At 71.9% G+C, this 23003-nt stretch carries 16 protein-coding genes; 8 read left to right on the forward strand and 8 right to left on the reverse strand.

Annotation, left to right across the window (positions count from 1 at the left end; translation table 11 throughout):
• Positions 1-54 precede the first annotated feature (54 nt).
• From K7C98_RS04460 to K7C98_RS04475, 4 genes are all read left to right on the forward strand, one after another.
• Positions 55-2049, forward strand: a complete 1995-nt coding sequence (locus tag K7C98_RS04460) for an alpha-1,4-glucan--maltose-1-phosphate maltosyltransferase (protein ID WP_224190248.1) — start codon at positions 55-57, stop codon at positions 2047-2049.
• Positions 2046-3713 (forward strand): maltose alpha-D-glucosyltransferase, encoded by a 1668-nt coding sequence (gene treS / locus K7C98_RS04465; RefSeq protein WP_224190249.1) that lies wholly within the window; start codon positions 2046-2048, stop codon positions 3711-3713. The genes K7C98_RS04460 and treS overlap by 4 nt, the downstream gene beginning before the upstream one ends.
• Positions 3710-5131: a phosphotransferase gene (locus K7C98_RS04470; RefSeq protein ID WP_224190250.1), complete on the forward strand. Its 1422-nt coding sequence runs from the start codon at positions 3710-3712 to the stop codon at positions 5129-5131. Before treS ends, K7C98_RS04470 begins: the two co-directional genes overlap by 4 nt.
• A gap of 188 nt (positions 5132-5319) precedes the next feature.
• Positions 5320-6213: a hypothetical protein gene (locus K7C98_RS04475; RefSeq protein ID WP_224190251.1), complete on the forward strand. Its 894-nt coding sequence runs from the start codon at positions 5320-5322 to the stop codon at positions 6211-6213.
• 34 nt (positions 6214-6247) lie between these two features.
• On the opposite strand, the gene K7C98_RS04480 is transcribed toward K7C98_RS04475, so the two are convergent.
• Both K7C98_RS04480 and K7C98_RS04485 read right to left on the reverse strand, forming a co-directional pair.
• Positions 6248-6868 carry a hypothetical protein gene (locus K7C98_RS04480; protein ID WP_224190252.1) on the reverse strand — a complete coding sequence of 207 codons (621 nt, stop codon included), beginning with the start codon at positions 6866-6868 and terminating at the stop codon, positions 6248-6250.
• Between the two features lie 64 nt (positions 6869-6932).
• Positions 6933-8561 (reverse strand): hypothetical protein, encoded by a 1629-nt coding sequence (locus K7C98_RS04485; RefSeq protein WP_224190253.1) that lies wholly within the window; start codon positions 8559-8561, stop codon positions 6933-6935.
• Positions 8562-8819: 258 nt separating this feature from the next.
• Here K7C98_RS04485 and K7C98_RS04490 point away from each other — a divergent pair, with 258 nt between their 5' ends.
• Positions 8820-9197 carry a hypothetical protein gene (locus K7C98_RS04490; RefSeq protein WP_224190254.1) on the forward strand — a complete coding sequence of 126 codons (378 nt, stop codon included), beginning with the start codon at positions 8820-8822 and terminating at the stop codon, positions 9195-9197.
• A gap of 69 nt (positions 9198-9266) precedes the next feature.
• On the opposite strand, the gene K7C98_RS04495 is transcribed toward K7C98_RS04490, so the two are convergent.
• From K7C98_RS04495 to K7C98_RS04520, 6 genes are all read right to left on the reverse strand, one after another.
• A complete protein-coding gene (locus K7C98_RS04495; RefSeq protein ID WP_224190255.1) occupies positions 9267-10172 on the reverse strand; it encodes a CHASE3 domain-containing protein in 906 nt (301 codons plus the stop codon).
• Complete coding sequence (locus K7C98_RS04500) at positions 10169-10888, reverse strand: response regulator (RefSeq protein ID WP_096329922.1); 720 nt, start codon at positions 10886-10888, stop codon at positions 10169-10171. Before K7C98_RS04500 ends, K7C98_RS04495 begins: the two co-directional genes overlap by 4 nt.
• Positions 10885-13593: an ATP-binding protein gene (locus K7C98_RS04505; RefSeq protein ID WP_224190256.1), complete on the reverse strand. Its 2709-nt coding sequence runs from the start codon at positions 13591-13593 to the stop codon at positions 10885-10887. The genes K7C98_RS04500 and K7C98_RS04505 overlap by 4 nt, the downstream gene beginning before the upstream one ends.
• Positions 13594-13622: 29 nt before the next feature.
• A complete protein-coding gene (locus tag K7C98_RS04510; protein WP_224190257.1) occupies positions 13623-15653 on the reverse strand; it encodes an HAD-IC family P-type ATPase in 2031 nt (676 codons plus the stop codon).
• A 236-nt stretch (positions 15654-15889) separates the two neighbouring features.
• A complete protein-coding gene (locus K7C98_RS04515) occupies positions 15890-17107 on the reverse strand; it encodes a sigma-70 family RNA polymerase sigma factor (RefSeq protein ID WP_224190258.1) in 1218 nt (405 codons plus the stop codon).
• A 457-nt stretch (positions 17108-17564) separates the two neighbouring features.
• Positions 17565-18923: a hypothetical protein gene (locus tag K7C98_RS04520; protein ID WP_224190259.1), complete on the reverse strand. Its 1359-nt coding sequence runs from the start codon at positions 18921-18923 to the stop codon at positions 17565-17567.
• Between the two features lie 54 nt (positions 18924-18977).
• On the opposite strand from K7C98_RS04520, the gene K7C98_RS04525 reads away from it, so the two are divergent.
• The 3 genes from K7C98_RS04525 to K7C98_RS04530 all read left to right on the forward strand — a co-directional run bounded on the left by K7C98_RS04525 (position 18978) and on the right by K7C98_RS04530 (position 22991).
• Complete coding sequence (locus K7C98_RS04525) at positions 18978-19826, forward strand: DNA alkylation repair protein (protein WP_224190260.1); 849 nt, start codon at positions 18978-18980, stop codon at positions 19824-19826.
• Between the two features lie 9 nt (positions 19827-19835).
• Positions 19836-19970 carry a hypothetical protein gene (locus K7C98_RS43360; RefSeq protein WP_263429154.1) on the forward strand — a complete coding sequence of 45 codons (135 nt, stop codon included), beginning with the start codon at positions 19836-19838 and terminating at the stop codon, positions 19968-19970.
• Between the two features lie 669 nt (positions 19971-20639).
• Positions 20640-22991, forward strand: coding sequence for a DUF1588 domain-containing protein (locus K7C98_RS04530; protein ID WP_224190261.1), 2352 nt, complete (start codon positions 20640-20642; stop codon positions 22989-22991).
• Positions 22992-23003 lie beyond the last annotated feature (12 nt).

Consider the following 23003-nt stretch of genomic DNA (forward strand, 5'->3'; position numbering starts at 1 on the left):
GTCCCGAGTTTGCGCTTACATCCCCGGCGGGCAACTCGCCCCCAGACCCCCGCCGTGCCATCGAACGTCGTCCGCTCCCCCTCCCGCACCCCTGAACGGATCATCATCGAGGCCGTGTCGCCGGCGCTCGACGACGGTCGCCACGCCGTCAAGCGCATCGTCGGCGACGAGCTCTCGGTCGAGGCCGACATCTTCAAGGACGGCCACGACCGTCTGGCCGCGCAGGCGCGCTGGCACGGCCCCGACGGCGCGTGGCACACCACGCCGCTGCGCTACGACTACGACAGCGATCGCTGGTACGCCCGCGTCGCTCTCGACCGCATCGGCGCATGGGGATTCACGATCGAGGCGTGGACCGATCGCTTCACGACCTGGCGCGTCGAGCTCGAGAAGAAGTTCGCGGCGGGTCAGGCGATCCACTCCGAGCTGCTCGAGGGCGCGGCGATGGTGGACGCCGCCGCGCGCGCCGCCGGCGACGGCGAGCGGAGGTTGCTCATGCGGCTCGCCGCAGAATTGCGCGACCCCGATCGCGGTCCGGCCGAGCGAGCCGTCACCGCGCAAGACGCGGAGCTGCGGGCGCTGATGGCGCGACACCACGCGCCCGAGGACCTGACCGAGTACGGGCGCGTGCTGCCGGTCCACGTCGACCGCGTGCGCGCCCGCTTCGGCGGCTGGTACGAGTTCTTCCCGCGCTCGTGCGGCGAGCCGGGCGTGCACGGCCGCTTCGCCGACGCCGAGCGGGCGCTGTACCGCATCGCCGCGATGGGCTTCGACGTGGTCTACCTGCCGCCGATCCACCCGATCGGCCGGACCTCGCGCAAGGGCAAGAACAACAGCCTGGTGGCCCACCCGGGCGACGTCGGCAGCCCGTGGGCGATCGGCGGCGAGGCCGGGGGGCACACCGCGGTCGCGCCGGAGCTCGGCACGCTGGCGGAGTTCGACCGCTTCGCCCGCACCGCGAAGAGCCTCGGCCTCGAGATCGCCCTCGACTACGCGCTGCAGTGCTCGCCCGATCACCCGTGGCTGAAGGAGCACCCCGAGTGGTTCTTCGTCCGCCCCGACGGCACGATCAAGTACGCCGAGAACCCGCCGAAGAAGTACCAGGACATCTACCCGCTGAACTTCTGGTGCGACGACCGCGAGGCGCTGTGGCAGGCGTGCAAGGACATCGTGCTGTTCTGGATCGCCCACGGGGTGACGATCTTCCGCGTCGACAACCCGCACACCAAGGCGCTGGCGTTCTGGGAGTGGATGATCGCCGAGGTGCAGCGGCAGCACCCCGAGGTGCTGTTCCTGGCCGAGGCGTTCACCCGGCCCAAGCGCATGCGCTGGCTGGCCAAGGCCGGGTTCTCGCAGTCGTACACCTACTTCACCTGGCGGACCACGGCCGAGGAGCTGCAGGAGTACTTCACCGAGCTGACGCAGGGGCCGATGAAGGAGTTCTACCGCGGCAACTTCTTCATCAACACGCCGGACATCCTGCCGGAGCACCTGCAGAAGGGCGGGCGCCCGGCGTTCCGCATCCGCCTGCTGCTGGCGGCCACGCTGGCGCCGACCTACGGCATCTACAGCGGCTACGAGCTGTACGAGAACACGCCGCTGCGCGCCGGCTCGGAGGAGTACCTCGACTCGGAGAAGTACGAGCTGCGCCACCGCGACTACGCGGTCAAGGACAGCCTCGCGGCCGAGATCACGGCGCTCAACCGGCTGCGCCGCGAGCACCCGGCGCTGCAGCGCTACGACAACCTGTCCTTTCATCCATGTGACAACCCGAACATCCTGTTCTACCTCAAGCGCGCGGCCGGCCCGGTCGGCGACGTGCTGGTGGCGATCAATTGCGACCACTCGCAGGAGCAGGACGGGTGGGTCGAGGTGCCCCTCGAGGTGCTCGGGATCGCCGCCGACGAGGCCTACCTGGTCGAGGACCTGGTCACGGGCGAGCGCTACGAGTGGCGGGGCAGCCGAAACTACGTTCGCCTCGATCCCGCGGGCCAACCCGGGCACCTGTTCCGTCTGGTGCGCAATTACATCGACGTGGAGGTCACATGAGCGAAGAAGGCCCCCTCTGGTACAAGCACGCGATCATCTACCAGCTCCACGTCAAGTCGTTCCACGACAGCGACGGCGACGGCTACGGCGACTTCCCGGGGCTCACGGCCAAGCTCGACTACCTGGCCGAGCTCGGTATCACGTGCCTGTGGCTGCTGCCGTTCTACCCGTCGCCGCTCAAGGACGACGGCTACGACATCGCCGACTACGAGTCGATCAACCCGCGCTACGGGACGATGGACGACTTCAAGCGCTTCCTCGCCGAGGCGCACCTGCGCGGGCTCAAGGTCATCACCGAGCTCGTCATCAATCACACCTCCGACCAGCACCCGTGGTTCCAGCGGGCCCGGCGGGCCCCGAAGGGCTCGCCCGAGCGCGAGCTGTACGTGTGGAGCGACGACCCGACCCGCTACGCCGGGGCGCGCATCATCTTCACCGACACCGAGAACTCGAACTGGGCCTGGGACCCGATCGCCGGCCAGTTCTACTGGCACCGCTTCTTCAGCCACCAGCCCGACCTCAACTTCGACAACCCGACGGTGCGCAAGCTGGTGCTCGACGTCATGCGCTTCTGGCTGGCGCTCGGGGTCGACGGGCTGCGCCTCGACGCGGTGCCGTACCTGTGCGAGCGCGAGGGCACGAGCTGCGAGAACCTGCCGGAGACGCACGCGGTGCTGCGCGAGCTGCGGGCCGCGCTCGACGCCGAGTTCCCCGGGCGGGTGTTCCTCGCCGAGGCCAACCAGTGGCCCGAGGACGTGCTGCCGTACTTCGGCGGCGACGAGGGCCCGGAGTGCCACATGGCGTTCCACTTCCCGCTGATGCCGCGCATGTTCATGGCGCTGCGCCGCGAGGACCGCACGCCGATCGTCGAGATCCTCGCGCGCACGCCGCCGATCCCCGAGCACTCGCAGTGGGCGATGTTCCTCCGCAACCACGACGAGCTCACGCTCGAGATGGTGACCGACGAGGAGCGCGACTACATGTACCGCGAGTACGCCAAGGACCCGCGGATGCGCATCAACATCGGCATCCGCCGGCGCCTGGCGCCGCTGATGGACAACGGCCGGCGGCAGATCGAGCTGATGTGCGCGCTGCTGATGTCGATGCCCGGCACGCCGGTGATGTACTACGGCGACGAGCTCGGCATGGGCGACAACATCTACCTCGGCGACCGCAACGGGGTGCGCACGCCGATGCAGTGGAACGCCGACCGCAACGCCGGCTTCTCGCGGGCCGACAACGCGGCCCTGTTCGCGCCGGTGCTGGTCGACCCGCCCTACAGCTTCTCCGACATCAACGTCGACGCCCAGGAGCGCACCGGGACGTCGCTGCTCCGCTGGATGCGCCGGCTCGTGCGCGTGCGCCGGCGCTTCATGGCGTTCGGCAGCGGCAGCTTCGAGGCGCTGCACCCCGACAACCGCGCGGTGCTGGCGTTCTTCCGCCGCCAGGACGACGAGCTGCTGCTGTGCGTGCACAACCTGTCGCGCTTCGCCCAGTTCGCCGAGCTCGACCTGCGCGCCTACGACGGCTACACCCCGGTCGAGCTGTGGAGCGACCGCCCGTTCCCGCGGATCGGCCAGCTGCCGTACCTCCTGACCATGTCGCCGCACGCGTTCTTCTGGTTCGCCCTGCAAGCGCCCGGCTGGCGCCCGGAGGGGCCGTGACCCCGCCGACGCTCGACCTCGCGGCCCTCGGCAAGCTGTCCTCCGGGACATGGCTCGAGTTCCTGGCCCGGCGGCGGTGGTTCCCCGCCGGCGCCCGCTCGGTCCGCCTGGTCGGCGCCGCCAGGGTCGGCGCCGACGCGGCCCTGTGCCTGCTGGTCGCCGAGGCCGAGCGGCCGTGGACCACCCAGGTGCTGCTGCGCACGATGATGGTCGATGGGGCAGGTCCTCACGAACATGTCCCAAGGAACAGCATTCGCCTGCGCGCCGACGGGGCCGAGATCGCGCTGGTCGAGGCCAGCGACGCGCCCGAGGTGTTCGTCGCCCTGGCCGCCGGGCTGCGCGCGGGCGCCAGCTTCGTCGGCGAGGGCGCCAGCTGGTCGACGCGGGTCGGCAGCCCGCTGTGCGCCGGCGCGCTGACGGGGGCGCGGCTGGTCGGCGGCGAGCAGAGCAACACCGCGGTGGTGCTCGGCGAGGCCGGCGTGCTCAAGCTGTTCCGCCGGGTCGAGGTCGGCCGCCACCCGGAGATCGAGCTCGGCCGCTTCCTCACCGCGCGCGGGTTCCGGCACGCGCCGCCGCTGCTGGCCGAGCTGACGGTCGAGACCGGCGAGGGCTCGGCGGCGGCCGGGGTGCTGCACGCGTTCCTGCCCGGGCGCGTCGACGGCTGGACCTTCGCGCTGTCGCGCCCCGACATGATCGAGCCGGCGCGCGCGCTCGGGGCGGCCACGCGGGCGCTGCACGAGGCGCTGACGACCGACGACGAGTCGACCGGGCTGGCGACGCGCGCGGTGGTGGCGGCCGACCGGGCCCGGTGGGTCAAGGGGCTGCGCCAGACCGCGGCCGCGGCGCTCGGGCGGCTGGCGCACCGCTACCGCGAGCTGCCGCCCGAGGCGCGCAAGCTCGCCGAGCTCACGGCGACCCGCAGCGAGGCCCTGCTGGCCGACGCCGAGGAGCGGCTGCGCGGCGCCGCGGGGGTGCAGATCCGGATCCACGGCGACTATCACCTGGGACAGGTCCTTTACGACCCGTCCTCGGGGTCATGGTCGATCCTCGACTTCGAGGGCGAGCCGACCCGCCCGCTGGTCGAGCGCAGCCTGCGGCAGCTGCCGCAGCACGACGTCGCCGGCATGCTGCGCTCGTTCGCCTACGCCGCGCTGGTCGGCGGGGCCGGCCCGGACTGGGAGGCGGCGACGTCGGCGGCGTTTTTGGCCGGCTACGACGCGGCCGGCTCGCCCGGCTCGCCGCTGCCGGCCGCCCAGGCGTCGCCGCTGCTGCGCGCCTGCGTGATCGAGCGCAGCTTTCACGAGCTGGCGTACGAGCTCGACTACCGGCCGCAGTTCGCGTGGATCCCTCTGACCTCGCTGGCCGCGCTGAGCGAGGCGGTGGCCCTGCCGCCGTGGCCGAGCGCGTCGCAGTTCTGAGCGAGATGGAGACAGCGCGGCGGGTCGCTGGCGCGCATCGACCGGCTACGCCGTCCGGGACGATGTTCCGCCGCGACTGCGAGCTTTCGCGGCGGCCCGCGGAGGCCGCAGGGGCGCCGGGACTCGTGAATCCGCCGCCGCCGTGGTCGCCTTGACGCCGTGAAGTCGCGCCGTGTTAAAGTGCCCGCGTGGCAATGATACGCGCGTACTCGCTCACAATCAGTGCATTATTTCTGTTCGCCTGTAACGACTCCGAGCCGCAGTTGACTGGCGGACCGGGTCAGTTGACCGGGCCGTGCATTCAGGGGCAGTGCCTCGCGGGGCTGCAGTGCTTCGTCGACGAGTGTGTCCCCGGCGCCGGTAGCAACAGCAACAGCAACAGCAACAGCAATGGCAACAGCGACGGCGAGCCCGAGGACCCGACGACCACCGGCGGGACCACCGGCGTCAGCGACGGCGTCACCGAGGGCGGCGTGACGCAGACGACGACGGCGAGCTCGAACGACCCCGGCACGACGACCGGCGGCGACCCGTCGACGACGAACGTCTCGAACGCCTCGAACGTCTCGAACCCGATGACGACCGTCGACCGCACGACCGGGGTCGAGACCGACACGTGGGACGACAGCGCCAGCGACTCGCGGGGCTTCATCCTCCCCGACACGGACAGCGGCGGCGACGACCCTTGCGACGCGATCACCTGCGGCGTCGGCGAGACCTGCGCGATCGTCGGCGAGGATCCGCAGTGCCTGGAGCACTGCTATCCGCTCGACTTCGACTACTGCGGGTTCGAAAACCTGTGCGTGCCGTACGGCGAGGTGTTCGTGTGCGCCCCGGACGCGTCAGGCGACGTGGGCGCGGTCGGAGACGGCTGCGCCTACAGCAACGGCTGCGACCCCGGCCACACCTGCCTCGACAGCCAATTCGTCGCCGGCTGCAACGACCTGTACTGCTGCTCGATCTTCTGCGACCTCGACCTCGCCGACTCGTGCCTCGCGTACGATATGCAGTGCGTCGGCTGGTGGGAGCAGGGCATGGCCCCGCAGGGCTTCGAGGACGTCGGGATCTGCGTGGTGGTGTGAGCGCGAGGTCGGGGCGACTCGCGCCGGCGATGGCTCAGGGCGCGCAGCCGCCTTCGATCCACTGGCCGATCTTCCCGAGCTCGGCGGACGAGAGCTGCGCGGCGGGTGGCGGGGGCATGGCCGTGCCGGCGCCGCCCACCTCGAGGTGGGTGTCGTTGATCTTGTGCCACAAGTAACTGTTCTCGACGTCGCCGGGCTGGACCAGGACCATCGAGGCGACCTCGAAAGAGCTCTGGAGGACGATCTCGTCGTAGGCGGCGCCGACGTCGAGGACGAACCAGGAGGCCGCGGTGCCGCCGGCGGTGTGGCAGCCGGTGAGGCAGTTCGCGTCCCAGATCGGCTGGATGTCGAGGTCGTGACTGAGCTCCACACCGGAGGTCGGGTCGCCGGTGGCGGTGGCGGCGTCGTCGTCGGTGGTGCCGGTGGTGGTGCCGCCGGAGGTCGGCTCGGGGTCGGTGGCGGTGCCGCCGGTGGTCGGCCCGGTGTCGGCCGTGGTGCTCGAACCTGGCCCTTCGGTCATGTCGCCGCCGGGCCCCGCGGACGGGTCGGTGACGGCCGTGGGGTTGGTGGCGGAGTCGAGCGGGTCCTTGCTCTCGCAGGCGACGAACAGGACCGCGGCGACGGTGAGACGGGGCAGGCGCGAAACCAGGGGCATGATCGCGAACGTAGTCGGCCGCGCGGCGGCTGGCAAGAGACGGCAGAGCGGCGGAGGCGGCCGCTCACGGGCACAGGCGCAGCAGGTAGCCCTGCCAGGTATCCGAGGGCTCGAGCAACTCGTCGCCGGCCATGAAGGGCGCGTTGAAGACGCCGCCGAGCCAGATGCTGCCGTCGTCGTTGATGCCGACGACGTCGCCGTGCTGGTTGCCGGGCCCGCCGAACGAGCGCACGTGGTCGTCGACGCCGTCCGGCCCGAAGCGGCCGAGCCAGGCGTCGTAGGCCCAATCCCACTGGGCGCTGACGGTGCCGCTGGTGAACTGCATCCAGTCCTCGAAGTTGCCGGCGAGGGCGAATTGACCGGCATCGTTGCCGGCGACGTCGCTGGCGAACTGCCAGCCCTTCGTGCCGGCGCCGTAACGGTCGCTCCAGCGGTGCTCGCCGGTCGCGGTCAGCGAGGCGATCCACAGGTCGTACCCGCCCAACCAGACCAGGGGGGGGCCGCCGAGGTCGAAGCTCCCGCCGAACCAGCCGGCGAGGTTGATGTTGCCGTCGAGGTCGGTCTTCGCCCCGACGACGAAGGCCTTGCCGTCGACCGCGAAGCCGCCGCTCCGGCGCATCCACAGGAATTGGCCGTCGGCGTCGAGCTTGACGACGTAGACGTTGCTGAGGTCCTCGCTCGCCTCGGGCCCGCCGCCGAAGTCGACGGTGCCCGAGAACTCGCCGACGACGACGATGTCACCGACCGGGTCGACGGCGACGTCATGGCCGTCGATGTCCCCCGAGCTGAAGCTGCGGTGCCACAGCAGCGCGCCCGCCGGGTCGAACTTGACGACGTGGACGACGTTCAACGCGTCGCCCTGCGGTCCGGCGCCGAAGTCGACCGGCGCCTTCGAGCGCGCGAGCAGGACGATGTCGCCGTCGGCGTCGAGGGCCACGCGGACCCCCGTGTCGATCTTGGGGCTGCCGAAGCTGCGGCTCCACAGGTGCTCGCCCGCGGGCGAGAACGCGGCGAGGACGATGTCGTCCTTCCCGACGCTCGTCAGCGTGCCGCCGCCCATGTCGATGGTGCTGCGGAACTCGCCGGCGACGACGATCCGCCCGTCGCCGTCGACGGCCACGCCGTACAGCTCCTGCGCATCCTCGTCGCCGAAGCTCTGGCTCCACAGGTGCTCGCCGTCCGGGCCGTACTTGGCGATGAACGCGTCGTCGTACCCCTCGAAGTTCAGGTTTCCGCCGCCGAAGTCGGTCTCCCGCTCATAGAAGTGCCCGACCGCGATCGCGTTGTCCTCGGCGTCGATGGCGAGGTCGTTGAACATGTTCGTCTGCGTGGCGCCGGCGATGTGCCGGACCCAGGCGACGCCGTCGTCGCAGGCGCCCGCGACGCCCGTGTCGGTGGTCTCGCCGGTGCTGGCGGTCGTGGTCGTGGTCGTGGTGGCCTCGCCGGTGCTCGTCGCGCCCGTCGTCGTCGTCGGCAGGGCGCCGCTCGTGGTCGTGTCGTCGCCCGTGGTGGCGGTCTCGGTGGCGGCGCCGCTCGAGCTGGTCGGCGGGGCGTCGGCGGTGGTGCCGGTGCTCGGGCCCGCGGTGGTGCCGGGCGCGTCGGTCGAATCGGTGGTGACAGTGTCGTCGCTGCAACCTGCTGCGGGTAAGGCGACGGCGAGAACGGAGAGCGCGACCACGATCTTGTGGGACATGAGACAACCTCGACGGATCAGGGGTATAGATGCGGCGCGATTCGTGGCGCGCCGGTCGTGCATATCGAACACGACGATGCATGCTACCGCAGCGGCGCGACGATGAATGGTAGGGGTCGGCCGGAACGAGCAGTTTGCACCGCGTGGGATGTCATCACCGCGACATCGGCCGCTCGTCCACGTGGACGTCGGCCGCGGCCGTCCCGTGAGAAACCGCTTGACCCCCGCGGCCGGGTGCGGTCTCGTCCTCATACCCCCATGCCAGTCAAGCTGATCGTCGCTCTCGCGCTCCTCGCCCTCGCCACGGTGATGCAGGTCATGCACATCACGGAGGGCAACTACACGATCCCCAACTACGTCAACCTGGCGCTCAAGCTGTTCCTGGTGATCGGCCTCGTCCGCGGCAGCGAGGGCGCGCGGTCGCTGGCGCTGGTGGTCGGCGTGCTCAACATCCTGGTCGGGATCCTGGCGGTGTTCCAGGTCGGCGCGCTCATCAGCTACCTGCCGCTGTCGCTCCAGCTGCAGCTGGGCGTGCCGCTGGTGTTCGGCGGCTACCTGCTGTGGTGCATGAGCCAGGAGGACGTCAAGACCTGGCTGTACAGGCGCGCCTTCGCCGAGGTCGGCGGCGACGAGTGAGATGAACTCGGGAGCATGTCGCGAGGAACATGTCTCTCGCAACAAGCTTTTCAAAGCATGTCTGAAAGATCAGCTGGCGCGCAGGCTGGCGCGGGCCAGCTCGAGCTCGTCGCGCATCGCCCGGAAGCGGGCCTGCAGCTCGCGGCTCTGGGCGGTGACCTCGGCGGCCAGGGCTTCGGCGGACTGTCGGGCGGCGCGCTCGTTGGCCTCGCTGTGGCGGCGCAGGGCCAGCGCCTTGGCGTAGATGCCCTCCATGCGGCGGATCGATCGCCGCAGCACGGTGGTGGTGAAGCCGATCAGCGCCAGCGCGACGGCGGCGCCCACCAGCGTGGTCGCGCGCGCCCAGCCGCCCTGGGTCTCGGCGGCGCGCAGGCGCTGCTCCTCGGCGTCGACCAGCTCGCGCACCAGCTGGCGCACGTTGTCGAGCTGGGCCTCGCGGGCGGCCAGCTGCAGCCGCGACGCCTCGCCCGGGCGCACCAGCGCCGCGCCGGTCTTGCCGGTGACGGGCGCGAGCCCGGTCGCGGCGGACCAGCGGGCGTACGCGCCCGACAGCGCGGCCACGCGGGCCTGCTGCTCGCCGTCGTCGGCCGCCAGCTCGGCGAGCCGGCGCAGCGCCGCCGGGACCATCACGTGCCCGAGGTGCAGCGGCGGCAGGAACATGTCCTCGTGGTCGATCACGTAGCCGCGCAGGGCGGCCTCCTGGTCGATGACGAGCCGCTGCACGCGGTTGGCCTCGGCGATCACGCTGCGGGCGCGGGTCGACTCGGCCCCGTCCGCGGCGGTGGCGACGACCTTGAGCGCGAGCAGGCCGCACAGCAGCAGCATCGCGGCGAGCGGCAGGACCAGCGCCTTGAACATCAGCCGGCGCAGGCGCGGCACCGGCAGCTCGTCGGCCACGGCCGGCAGCGCCTGGGTGGTGCGGAACAGCGAGCGGTGGAGGTCGCGCGCGGCGCGACGGTCGTGCGTGCCGGTCATGAGGCGCCCCCGGCGATGTCGTCCTCGGAGCGCAGGCGGTAGCCGACGCCCGGCTCGGTGGTCAGGTAGCGCGGCCGCGCCGGGTCGCCCTCGAGCTTCTGCCGCAGCTGGGCCATGTAGACGCGCAGGTAGTGGGTCTGGCTGACCGCCTGCGGGCCCCACACCTCCTTGAGCAGCTGCTTGTGGGTCACGACCTTGCCGGCGTACTTGAGGAGGGTGGTGAGCAGCTTGTACTCGTGCGGCGTGAGGTGCACCGGCTTGCCCGCGCGGGTGACGAGCCGGCGCGCCAGGTCGACGGTGACCTCGCCGAGCGACACGATCGGCTCCTCGGTCGGCGTGCGCTCGGCGACCCGCCGCAGCGCCACGCGGATCCGCGCCAGCAGCTCGCTGGTGCCGAACGGCTTGGTCAGGTAGTCGTCGGCGCCGGCGTCGAGCGCCTGCACCTTGTCGCGCTCCTGCCCGCGCGCCGACAGCACGATGATCGGCACGCGCGTCCACTCGCGCAGCCGCGAGGTGACGTCGAGGCCGTCGCCGTCGGGCAGGCCGAGGTCGAGCAGGACGATGTCGGGGTTGTGCTCGGTCGCCCGTTGCAGCCCCTCGGCCGCCGTCTCGGCCTCGACCAGGCGGTAGTTCTGGGCGACCAGCGCCGCCCGCAAGAACCGCCGCAGCGGCGCCTCGTCCTCGACGATGAGTACCAATGGCCCCTGTTCGCTCATGTCGTCGTCTCCGCCTCCAGCCCCGCGGGCTGGAGCAGGATCTTCGCCGTGTTGTGTAGCACGCCCTGGGGGCCGCTCATCGACGCGAGCGAAGTGTCGGGGCCGGGCTCGGGCGGGCCGACGCCGATCGGCAGGCTGATCCGGAACACCGCTCCGCCGCCGGCGCGGTTCTCGGCCGTGATTTCGCCGCCGTGCGCCGCCGCGATCGCGCGGCAGATGGCCAGGCCGAGCCCGAAGCCCTGGGTGTTGGCCTTGCTGCCGCGCACGAACTTCTCGAAGATCGTCTCCTCCTCGCCGGCCGGCAGCCCCGGCCCGCGGTCAGCGACCTCGACCACGACCCGCCCGCCCTGTACCCGCGCGACCACCCGCACCGGGCTGCCCGCGGGGGTGTGCTTGCACGCGTTCTCGAGCAGGTTGAGGATGAGCTGCTCGAACAGCACCTCGTCGAGCGGCAACAGCGGCAGGTCCGGCGGCAGCGTCACCTGCACCTCGCGCCCGGCCAGCCGGCGGTCGAGGCGCGACAGGGCCGAGCCGATCGGGTCCTCGAGCGAGACCCAGTCGGTCCGCAGGGCCACCGCGCCGGCCTCGAGCCGGGTCATGTCGAGCAGGTTGCCGACCAGGCGCCCGAGCCGCTCGGCCTCCTCGTAGATCGTCTGCAGCAGGTCGCGCCGGGTCTCGGGCGCGATCGCGTCGCCGCTGTCCATCATCGCGCTGGCGGCCCCGGTGATCGAGGCCAGCGGCGTGCGCAGGTCGTGGCTGACCGACGACAGCAGCGAGCCGCGCAGCTCCTCCTCGCGCGCGCGGACCTCGGCGATCTGCGCCTCCTCGGCCAGCCGCACCCGCTGCAGCGCCAGCGCCACCGGCCCGGTCATGGCGTCGAGCAGCTGGCGCTCGGCCGGGCTGGCCAGCTTGTCGGGGTCGTCCGGGGCGACGCCCAGGACCCCGATCGTGCGCCCCGCGGCGGTCAGCGGCAGGTACAGCGCCTGCGCGGCCTTCAGCGTGTCGGTCCCGCGCCCGGCCGGCCCGTGCTCGAAGGCCCAGCGGGCCACGCCCTCCTCGCGCGCGTCGGTGGTCAGCTCGATGTCGGTGCCGGCGACCGGCGCGAGCTGGTCGTCGTGCCCCGGCAAGAGGATGACTGTCCGTGCGGACATGGTCTTTTTGACATGTCGGATCGCACACTCGGCGATGTCGACCTCGCTGCGCAGCTGCGACAGCTCGCGGCTCAGCAGGTACAGGGCGGTCAGCCGCCGCTCGTCGATGCGGGCCGCCTCGGCCTGGCGACGGCTGAGCTCGGTCAGGCCCGAGACCCACAGCGCCAGCAGCAGCATGCCGAGGTAGATCGCCCCCCGCTGCAGGTCCTCGATCGGCGTCGCCTCGGGGCCGATCCGCATCGTCACCTCGACGGCGAGGATGCTGAGCAGCGCGGCCCCGAGCGCCGGCCCGCGGCCGAGGCGCGAGCCGACCAGCGAGATGCCGACCAGCAGCAGGACGATCACGTAGAACAGCGGCAGGTGCAGCAGCCGCGTGGCGGCGATCGCGGCGACCGTCAGCGCGGCCCAGAAGTAGGCCGCGACCCGGATCGGCGAGCGCAGCGCGGGCACCGGCGCGACCTCGTGCGGGGCGATGTCGCCGGCGATCACGTGCACGTCGAGGTCGCCCGAGCCGCGCACCAGGGCGTCGACCAGCGAGCCGCGCAGGAGGTCGCGCCAGCGGTGCTGCAGCGGCTTGCCGATGATGAGGCGCGTCGCGCCGCGGGCGCGGGCGAAGCCGAGGATCTCGCGGTCGATGCGGGCGCCGCTGATGTGCACGACCTCGGCCCCGAGCTGCTCGGCGAGCCGCAGGGTCTCGCCGACCTGGGCCCGCGCCGACTCGCCGGCGAGGGCCAGCCGCGGCGTCTCGACGTACAGCGCCAGCCACTCGGCGCGCAGGCCGGTGGCCATGCGGAAGGCGGCGCGGATCAGCCGCGGCCCGAGCGGGCTGGGGTCGATGCACACGAGGATCCGCTCCGACACCGGGCCGGCGCCGAGCCGCGGGGCGCTGCGGTAGATCAGGTTCTCGCGACCTGTCCGTTGCGACATGCGCCGCAGCGCCAGCTCGCGCAGCGCCAGCAGGCTGTTCTTGCGGTACATCGCCGCGGCCGCGCGGGCGTCCTGCTCGGGGATGTAGACCTTGCCGTCCTGCAGGCGCGCCAGCACCTCCTTGTTGGGCGGGTCGATGAACTCGACGTGGTCGGCGCGCTCGAACATCGCGTCGGGCACGAGGTCGCGGACCCGCATCGAGGTGATCTGCACGACCACGTCGTGCTGGCTCTCGAGCTGCTGCACGCACAGGGTCGACAGCACGTCGACGCCGGCCGCCAGCAGGTCGATGGCGTCCTGCCAGCGCTGGGCGTGGCGCGAGCCGGGCGCGTTGCCGTGCCCGAGGTCGTCGAGGATGAGCATGCCCGGGCGGCGCACCAGGGCCGCGTCGAGGTGGAACTCCTCGACCAGCTTGCCGCGGATCTCCACGGTGCGCGACGGCAGGCGCTCGAGCCCGACCAGCAGCTCGGCGACCTCGGGGCGCCCGTGGGTGTCGACCGCCCCGACGACGATGTCGACGCCCTGGCGCCGCAGCCGCTGGGCCGCCTCGAGCATGGCGTACGTCTTGCCGACCCCGGGTGCCGCGCCGAAGTACAGCGTCATCCGCCCGCGCCGCGCGTCGGACACGCTCTTTTCCTCGATGGGGTGGATCAGGCTCATAGGTCTGGCGCGAACACGGCGAACAGCAACAGGTCGAGCGACTTGACGGCCACCAGCGTGACCGCGGCGCCGATCAGCGCCGCGCCGAGGCGGCTGCGCGCGGGGCCCCGCCAGCGTAGCGCCAGGGGCGCCACGAAGGCCAGGGTCAGCGCGTGGACGATGAGGCCGGCGAGCACCGCGCTGCGCGGCGAGTGCAGCGCCAGCGGGTCGAGCAGCGACAGTCCTTCGGAGCATGTCCCGAGAGACATCTGACCCGACGCCCGCACCATCGCCTCGGAGATGACCAGCGGCACGAGCGCGAGCGCGAGGGCGAGGTCGCTCGCGAGGCACCAGGCGGCGAGCGTGCGGCCGACCGCGCGCTGCTGGCGGCCGAGCTCGACGGCCTCGACCAGCTTGGTCGGGTCGCCGTCGAGGTCGACGAGGCCGCCGGCCTCGCGGGCCGCCAGCGGGCCGGCGTTGAGCGCGACCGCGACGTCGGCCTGGGCCATCGCCGGGCCGTCGTGGTTGCCGTCGCCGACCATCGCCACCTTGCGACCCGCCGCTTGATGGCGGCGGATCAGCGCCAGCTTGCCCTCGGGCGTCGCCTCGGCCAGGAAGTCGTCGACGCCCGCCTCGGCCGCCAGCGTCGCCGCCGCCGCCGGCGTGTCGGCCGTCGACACCACCGTGAACACGCCGCAGCGCCGCAGCCGCGCCAGCGCCTCGCGGACCCGGCAGCGCAGGCTGATCACCCCGAGGATCCGCGCCCCGTCGGCCACGCCGATGGCCACGCCGCCCTCGCCCGCGACCGCCTGCACCGCGGCGCGGAACTCGTCGGGGGGCTCGACGCTGCTGTGCTCGCGCACGAATTGACGGATCGCGTCGGCGTCGCCCTTGCGCAGCTGTCGGCCCGGCAGGTCGACGCCGGTGAGGCGCCCGGGGCCCGAGCCGGGCAGGAAGCGGGCGTGCTGCAGCCCCGCCGGCACGAGGCCGTAGCGGCGCTCCGCCAGCGCGACGACGCTGCGACCCTCGGGTGTCTCATCGGCCAGGCTGGCGAGGAACGCCGCGCCGGCCAGCTCCTCGACCGCCACGCCGGGCATCGGGATCAGCTCGTCGGCCTCGCAGTTGCCGCGGACCGCCACGCTCGCGCGCTCGAGCAGCAGCACGTCGACCTGGCCGAGCGCCCGCACCACCGAGCCCGCGCCGGTCACCACGTTGTGCCGCAGCAGCCGCTTGAAGGTCGCGACGTCGAGCGCGGCCTGCAGCCCGGCGAAGCTCGTCGGCACCGCGCAGGCCAGCAGCGCGAGCAGGTCGACCAGCGCCGCCGGATCGCCGCGGGTCGCCAGCGCGGCCCACGGCTGCAGCGCGGCGCCGGCCGCCAGCGCCGTGGCCGTGAGCGCCAGCACCAGCACCGCCAGACCTTGCGGCTCCTGGCGCGCGACCAGGCGGGCCCGCTCGGCCAGCGCCAGCAGGCGCTGGCGGAAGTCCTCGCCCGGGTTGCTCCACACGTCGACGATCAGCCAGCCGGTGAGCACCGACGAGCCGGCCACCAGCGCGCGGCGATCGGCCCCGCTCTCGCGCACCAGCGGGACCGAGCGCCCGCTCAGCGTACTGCGGATCACCGCGCTGCCGGCCACCACCACGCCGTCGGCCGGGATGTCGTCGCCCGCGGGCACGTGGACCAGGTCGCCGCGACGCAGGCGCGACGCGGGGATCACCTCGGCTTGCGCGTCGCGCTTCAGCTCTCGCAGACGTCGCGCCGTCAGGTCGCCGGTGTGCTGCAGACGAATCGTGAGGCTGCTCGCCCCCATTCGCACCACCACGGCGCTGAGCGCCAGCACCATCACCATGACCCAGAGCGCGATCGACGTCGCGACCGAGAAGGCGTCGGGGCGGAGCAGCGCCAGCGCGGTCGCCAGCGCGGCGGCCAGCGCCACCCCGAGCAGCAGCGGCCGGCGCACGGTCACGCGCGGGTCGAGCTCGCGCAATGCGTCGAGCACCGCCTGGCGGACGAATTGACGGCGCGCGGGGGAGTGGAGGCGGGTGGTCACGGGTCCTCGGACACGTCACCGTCGACGCACGCGTGCGACGGCGCAATTCAGGAATACGCGAAGTCCTCCGATCATGCCGCAGCTCGCCGGGGACGGGCAGGGGGAGCCCGCACCCTGCTCGCGAGCACGAGCCGTCGCCGATTCGGCGGCGTCGCACCCGGGGCGATGCGAGAGGATCAATGTTCTGAGCCGACGACCGCGGGTGTGCGCAACTCGCTCACCCGCGGTCGACCGATTCAGAGCAGCGCGCGCTTCTCGAATTCGCTGCGCAGCTTGCTCAGCGCTTGCTCTTGCAGCTGACGGATCCGCTCGCGCGACAGCGAGTAGCGCTCGCCGATCTCCTTCAGCGTCATCTCGGGCTCGTCGTCCATGCCGACCCGCTTGCGGAGGATGTCGGCCTCGATCGGCGCGAGCGTGGCGAACGCCTCCTGCAGGCCTTCCATCAGCAGCGCGCTGTCGATCTGCTCCGAGGGCAACACCTGATTGTCGTCTTCGATGGTGTCGAGGATCGTCAGGCCGCTCTCGTCGGACAGCGGTTGGTCGAGGCTGATCGGCGCCTCGACCAGAGCCCAGCGCATGCGGCGGATCCGCTCGACGCTGACGCCGGTGAGCGTCGCGATCTCCTCGTCGGTCGGGCGGCGGCCGTGCAGCGCCTCGAACTCGCGGCGGGCCCGCTTGACCTTGTTGTAGGCGTCGGTCATGTGCACCGGCAGGCGCACGCTGCGGGCCTTGTCGGTGATCGAGCGGCTGATCGCGTGGCGGATCCACCACGAGCCGTAGGTCGAGAAGCGGAAGCCCTTGCGGTGGTCGAAGCGGTCGACCGCCTTCATCAGGCCGATGTTGCCCTCCTGGATCAGGTCCTGCAGCGGCATCGACCCGTGGTTGAAGCGGCGGGCGATCGTCACCACCAGGCGGAGGTTGGCCTTGACGAACGCGTTCTTGGCGGCGACGAGCGCGACGTGGTTGGCGCGCACCGTGGTGAGGTACTGGAGGAACGGCACGCTGCCCTTGCGCGGCAGCTTGAGGCGCATGCTCAGGCCGTCGTTGTTGCCCTGCTCGACGTTGGCGAGGTCGGCGAGGATCCGGTCCGACACCAGGCTGTCGACGTCCGCGAGGCCCATCTTCTCCGACAGCGCCTCACGGGCCGCCTCGAACGCCTTCTGGTGGCTCAGGAGATCGCGGTCGCGGAGCGCTCGCGACGTCCGCTTCATGGTGTCGAGCGCCTCCGCCGGGGATACCTCCGCGGGCAGCACCTCGCGCGCCAGATCGCAGATACCGTCGATGAAGGGCGGATAATTCAGGATCGAGCGCCAGAAGGTGGCGCGCAGGCTGGCGATCCGCACCGCGGCGGCCAGCTCCTCGTCCTTGTTCATCACCTCGACCGCCGATAGCCCGCGGAAATAAGCGGCGAGCAGACCCTGCGCGTCGCTCACGTCGACGGGGATGGTCGGCAACACGGTCTCTTCGAGTTCAGCCGGACGCGACGGCTCCTCGGCGGCAGCCGCGCTGCGGCGCCGGCGAGTGGCGGTGGGTCGGGCAAATGCGACGGTCGAAGCGTGTCGATTCATGGCGCAGCATTTCCTTGAAAGAGAGGGTGGTCCGGCCCACATTCGCGATGTCGCGGTCGGGACCCGGAGTGTCGGCCGATGCGTAATCGGCCGACGGCGAACTCGACGCCTTCAAGCCTAAGGGCACCGATGATCAAGTGGGTATCAGGACTTCGAGACCTGACCTCAAGAACCTATCAATATCGGCGTTATGCTCGCAGAACGCCGGCTGCGAGCACGTGATGCACATTCCACGGTGATCGTGGCCACGCCCGCCCAGCGATGTCGCGCGCGGGTTTTTGATGTGGTGTCCGCGAGCGTCAGCGTGAAGCTCGGGCCGTGTCGCACATGTCCCGAAAGACTTTCACGACACCCTGGCTCGGGCGCGCAGCTCCTGCGCGACGCCCTCGATCAGGCGCAGCCACGAGATGAACATCGTCACGCCGACGACGAGCGCGACGGCGCCGAGGCCGAGCAGCGCCAGCGGGGCGCGAGCCAGCGCCTCGCCGAACAATCGCAGCAGCGCGAAGCTCGACGCGATCACGGCGACCAGCGCGACCGCCAGCCTCGCGGCCCTTCGCCGCAGCGCGGCCGACTCGAGGCCGGTGGCCGCGCGGCGCAGCGAGATGAGGAGGGCGACCGCGGTGACGAGCGCGACGCCCTGGCCCCACAGCCCGAACGATTGCAGCACCTCTTGCTCCCCGCGGCCGAACCTCGCCGCGGATTCGGGCCACACGGCCGCGTGGAACAGCGCCAGTGTCAGGATCTCGAGCGTCAGGCCGACGCCGCTGCTCAGCAGCGCCACGCCGAGGGCGCCGCGACCGATCTTGATCGGAGCGTCGGCGTAGCGGGTGAGGCCGGCGACCTGCGCGACGATGGTCGGCACCGCCAGCGCCAGCGCCGCGAACAGCAGCTTCGCCCGCATCGCCGGCGAGGTGAGCCCGAACGCGAGGGTCACGACCCCGCCGACGACGACGATGGTGACGCGAGCGACGAGCGCCCGGAAATAGATGTCGAGGCCGGCGGCGGCCGCGACGAGGCGCGCGCGCGCGGGCTCGTCCGGGGCCGCGCGCGCGTGGGCGAACAGGGCGGCGATCAGCGCGCCGGTCCAGCTGGCGACGAACGCGAGGTGCATCAGCTGATGGCGCACGAAGCCGGCCTGGTCGACCTGGGTCGGGCCGAGGAACGCGAAGCCGAGCACGAGCGCCAGCCGCAACCCGTAGAACAGCGCGGCGCACGACCACGCCAGGCCGATTCCGCTGCCCCAGGCCCGCCGCGCCCGCCACAGCGCCGCCAGCAGCAGCGCGTCGCCCGATTGCTCGAGGACGGTGGCGACGACGCGGACCGTCGCCGCGCTCGCCTGCGCCGCCTCGGCGTCGGTGGCGAACACCCAGCCGGACCACGCGGCCCACCCGGTCGCCAGCGCCGTCAAGGCACCTGTCCCGAGGAACATGGCCCGTGCGCCAGCATCGGCTGTCCCTCGGCGCAGGCGCAGCAGCGCGACCACGGCGATCGCGGCGACCATCGCCCGCAGCGGCAGGCTGGCGTCGCCGAACCACTGCAGCCAGCGGAACCATTCGACGGCGCCGGGCTCCTCGGCGCCCATCGCCCGCATCGGCAAGAGCCGCCCCAGGACGGAGAACACGAGGTCGATGGTCAGCGCGACGATCAGCGCCCACGCCCCGGCGCGGGCGGCGTGGGCCGATGGGGCAGGCGAGGACATCGCCGCGAGTATACCGCTTGACGCCGGCCCGGGGGCCGCGCGAGCGTGGCGGTGATGTCATCCCCCCGCGACGTCCTCCGTGAGCTCGAGGCCCTCGGCAGCGAGCAGACCCGCAAGACCTATCGCCGCCACGGCGCCGTCGACCCGATGTTCGGGGTCAAGTTCGGCGACCTCGACAAGCTGCGCAAGCGGCTCGGGCGCGACCAGGCCCTGGCGCGGGCGCTGTGGCAGAGCGGCAACCACGACGCGCGCGTGCTCGCGGCCATGATCGCCGACCCCGCCGCGTTCGACCTCGAGGCCCTGCGCGCCTGGCAGGCCGAGTCCGCGTGCAACCTGCAGACCGACACGCTGATCGGGCACGTCGGCGTGCACGTGCCGGCGGCGTCCACGGCCGTCGCCGCCTGGCTCGACGACGCGGACGAGTCGCGGCGACGGGCCGGCTGGGTGCTGGTCTCGCACCTGGCCAAAGAGTCACAGGACCTCGAGGACAGCTTCTTCGCCGCCCTGCTGCCCCGTATCGAGCGCGAGATCCACGGCGCCGCCAACCGCACGCGCGAGGCGATGAACTGGACGCTGATCGCCATCGGCGCGCGCAGCGATGCGCTGGCGAAGCTGGCCACCGCCGCTGCCCGCGAGATCGGCCCGGTCGCGGTCGACCACGGCGACACCGACTGCAAGACGCCCGACGCGGTGACGTACATCGCCAAGGCGCGCGAGCACCGGGCCCGGCAAGCGGCGAAGAAGCCGGCGGCGGCGAAGACGAGCACGGCGGCGAAGAAGGCGGCGGCGGCGAAGAAGGCGGCGAAGCCGGCGGCGACGAAAAAACCGGCGACGAAGACGAGCGCGACGGCGAAGAAGCCGGCGGCGAAGAAGTCGACGGCCACGAGCGCGCGGGCCCGCTGAGGTTGCGTGGTGGCGCTGGAGCGCGACTTCTTCGCGCTCGTGTTCTTCGCGCTCGTGTTCTTCGCGCTCGTCGTCTTCGCGCTCGTGTTCTTCGCGCTCGTCGTCTTCGCGCTCGTCTTCTTCGCGCCGGCCCGCGCCTGGTGAGGACGGCCGTCCCCGTCGCAGTCGCCGACCAGCCGGCTACGTCCTCGACCTCCCACGATCGCGGGTCGTCGACAGCCCAGCAGCGAGCATGCGGTTCGGCGACGCGGCCCGAGTGGAGCGAGCGGCGAACCTGGCCGCGGCCCGCAGGCCGGCGGAGCGCTTCGGCGCCGCGCGCGAAATTGTCACGCTGCTGTCCCCATTCCAGGCGGCCGGGCGCGTCGCCCCGTTCCGGCGCGCCGCGGCGTCCGTCCGGCGGCGATCGGGCTGCCCGGACAGGCTCGCCGCGCTCCGGAGATCACGGCCTGCGCCCCGCGGAATGCCGTGACATGTCTTTAAAAACATCCATGCATTCGCCCGCGCGCCCCCGTGTGTGGCGCGAGGGCGACATCACGGAGATCGGTGCACCTTGCCCGGCGATCGTTGGCCCGGGGTCGGGCGACCACGCGGCGCCGCTCCACGCCTGCGCGCTCGCCCGGCGTCGCGTCGGCGTGACCCGGACCCCCGTCGCGAGTGCGGCGCCGTCGATGCGCGATCGTGGCGGCGCAGGCCCGCCTGCATCCGCCGTCGTCGCCGCTCCTGATTGTCTCCGGCGGCCGCCGCGGGCTACCTTGCCGCGCACGGGTGAGGGGGGCGTACGCGATGGTCGAGAACACGCGGCTGAGCCGACGAATGGTCTACCTGCCTCTCGGGGCAGCTCTCTTCGCGGCAGGGTGTCAGGACCCCGACGCGCAGGTCGACACCGAGGGGTCCAAGACGAGCGGGGCGGAGACCGGCACGACCGGCAGCGCCGGCGACACGCCGACCACCGACGGGCCGACCAGCGCCGGCAGCGAGGGCACCACCGGCGAGCCGGGCGACTGCTACTCGACGCGCGACTTCTTCGCCGACAAGGTGTGGTCCAAGGGCATGGGCACGCTGTGCGTGCAGTGTCACGAGCCGACCGGCTCGGCCGCGGCCAAGGGCGCCAAGTTCCGCCTGCTCACGCCCGTGTACCCCGGCTTCATCGAGGCCAACCTGGCCAACATCGAGAGCCTGGCCGGCTACGAGTTCGAGGACACGCCGCTGATCCTCGCCAAGCCGAGCGGCGTCGTCGAGCACGGCGGCGGCGCCGTGCTGCCGCCCGAGAGCGAGCTCTATAAGAACATCCAGGCGCTGCTCGAGCAGCTCGAGGACCCGATCGAGTGTCCGCCGCCGAGCGCCGACGAGAGCTTCCCCGACGTCGTCATGCTCGACGAGGTGCAGACCCTGCGCAAGGCCGCGCTGCACCTGGTCGGCCGCCTGCCGGCGGACGACGAGGTCGCCGCGGTCGAGGCCGACGGCGAGGCCGCGCTGGTGGATGTCCTCGAGGACATGATGACGGAGGACGCCTTCTACGCGCGCCTCACCGAGATCCTCAACGACACCTTCTTGACCGACATGTACTACGGCGGCGGCTCGCTCAACGCGATCAACTCCGGCAACCCGGACTGGCCGAACGTCGCCAAGTACTTCGACAAGGAGAACCCGATGCCGGACGACCAGAAGCAGCGGATCTACCGCGCGGTCGCCCGCGAGCCGCTCGACCTGATCACGTACATCGTCCGCAACGACCGCCCGTTCACCGAGGTCCTGACGGCCGACTACACCGTGTTCACGCCCGACTCGGCCTTCCTCTACGGCGTGGCCGCGGAGTTCGAGGACCCGAGCGACCCGACCGAGCTGCAGCCCGGCGTCCTCAAGGTCACGCGCAACGGCAAGGAGATGACCTATCCGCACGCCGGCGTGCTGACCTCGCCGATGTGGTTGAACCGCTTCCCGACCACGCCGACCAACCGCAACCGCCACCGCGCGCGCAAGGTCTACGACCAGTTCCTGGCCACCGACGTGCTCGCGCTGGCCAGCCAGGCGATCGACCCCGACGCCGGGGCGGCGTTCGCCAACCCGACGCGCGACGACCCGACCTGCGCCCAGTGTCACATCACGATCGACCCGATCGCCGGGGCGTTCCAGATGTTCGACCGCAACAACCAGGAGTTCCTGCTCGAGAAGCCGGTGTGGTTCCCCGAGATGTTCGCGCCCGGCTACCAGTTCGAGCTGATGCCGACCGACCTGGCGGCGACCGGCGTGCAGTGGCTGGCGCAGAAGGTCGTGGCCGACCCGCGCTTCAGCCTGTCGGCCACCTACAAGATGTACCAGGCGCTGACCGGCGAGGAGCCGGCGCGCTACCCGACCAACGCGCAGGCGCCCGACTACCAGCAGCAGCTGGCGGCGTGGCAGACCCAGGACGCCTTCATGCGCGCGGTCGCGGCCGCGTTCGTGGCCGACAATCACAACCTCAAGGCGATCATCGTCAAGCTGATCCTGAGCCCGTACTACCGCGGGGTGCAGGTCGCCAACGAGCCGAGCGAGGCGCACAAGGCCGAGCTCGCGCACGTCGGCACCGGCCGGCTGTCGACGCCCGAGCTGCTGGCGCGCAAGGTCATCGCCACCACCGGGGTCCGCTGGGGCGGCACCGGCGACCTGCTGAACGGCGAGTTCAAGCTGCTCTACGGCGGCATCGACTCCAACAACATCGTCCAGCGGCTGTCGTCGATCAACCAGCTGATGGCGAGCGTGGCCCAGCGCATGGCGGCCGAGGTGTCGTGCAACGCGACCGCGTTCGACTTCAGCAAGCCGGCCGACGCGCGCCTGCTGTTCCCGCTGGTCGAGCCGGCCGACACGCCCGACTTCAAGGCGGCCGAGATCAAGGCCAACATCCAGTACCTGCACGAGCGGATCCTCGGCGAGGTGCTGGCGAGCGACGACCCCGAGCTCGAGCGCACCTACGAGCTGTACCGCGAGGTCTGGCTGGCCGGCGCGCAGAACATCGCCGACGACCTCGAGGGCACCGGCCTCGGCCCGTGCGGCGCGACCAAGGACCCCAACACCGGCGTCGCCCTGCCGGACGAGCAGAAGCTCACCCAGGACGAGCTCTACACCATCCGCGCCTGGCAGGCCGTCGTCGCCTACCTGCTGTCGGACTTCGCCTTCCTGTACGAGTGAGCCCACCCAGCG

The organism is Nannocystis pusilla (assembly GCF_020073745.1).
Lineage (GTDB): Bacteria > Myxococcota_A > Polyangia > Nannocystales > Nannocystaceae > Nannocystis > Nannocystis radixulma.

Excerpts from the sequence above, each read along its gene's own strand:
- treS (WP_224190249.1), top strand. The coding sequence starts at position 2,046 with ATGAGCGAAGAAGGCCCCCTCTGGTACAAGCACGCGATCATCTACCAG.
- K7C98_RS04480 (WP_224190252.1), bottom strand. The coding sequence starts at position 6,868 with ATGCCCCTGGTTTCGCGCCTGCCCCGTCTCACCGTCGCCGCGGTCCTG.
- K7C98_RS04485 (WP_224190253.1), bottom strand. The coding sequence starts at position 8,561 with ATGTCCCACAAGATCGTGGTCGCGCTCTCCGTTCTCGCCGTCGCCTTA.
- K7C98_RS04490 (WP_224190254.1), top strand. The coding sequence starts at position 8,820 with ATGCCAGTCAAGCTGATCGTCGCTCTCGCGCTCCTCGCCCTCGCCACG.
- K7C98_RS04495 (WP_224190255.1), bottom strand. The coding sequence starts at position 10,172 with ATGACCGGCACGCACGACCGTCGCGCCGCGCGCGACCTCCACCGCTCG.
- K7C98_RS04500 (WP_096329922.1), bottom strand. The coding sequence starts at position 10,888 with ATGAGCGAACAGGGGCCATTGGTACTCATCGTCGAGGACGAGGCGCCG.
- K7C98_RS04520 (WP_224190259.1), bottom strand. The coding sequence starts at position 18,923 with ATGTCCTCGCCTGCCCCATCGGCCCACGCCGCCCGCGCCGGGGCGTGG.
- K7C98_RS04525 (WP_224190260.1), top strand. The coding sequence starts at position 18,978 with ATGTCATCCCCCCGCGACGTCCTCCGTGAGCTCGAGGCCCTCGGCAGC.
- K7C98_RS04530 (WP_224190261.1), top strand. The coding sequence starts at position 20,640 with ATGGTCTACCTGCCTCTCGGGGCAGCTCTCTTCGCGGCAGGGTGTCAG.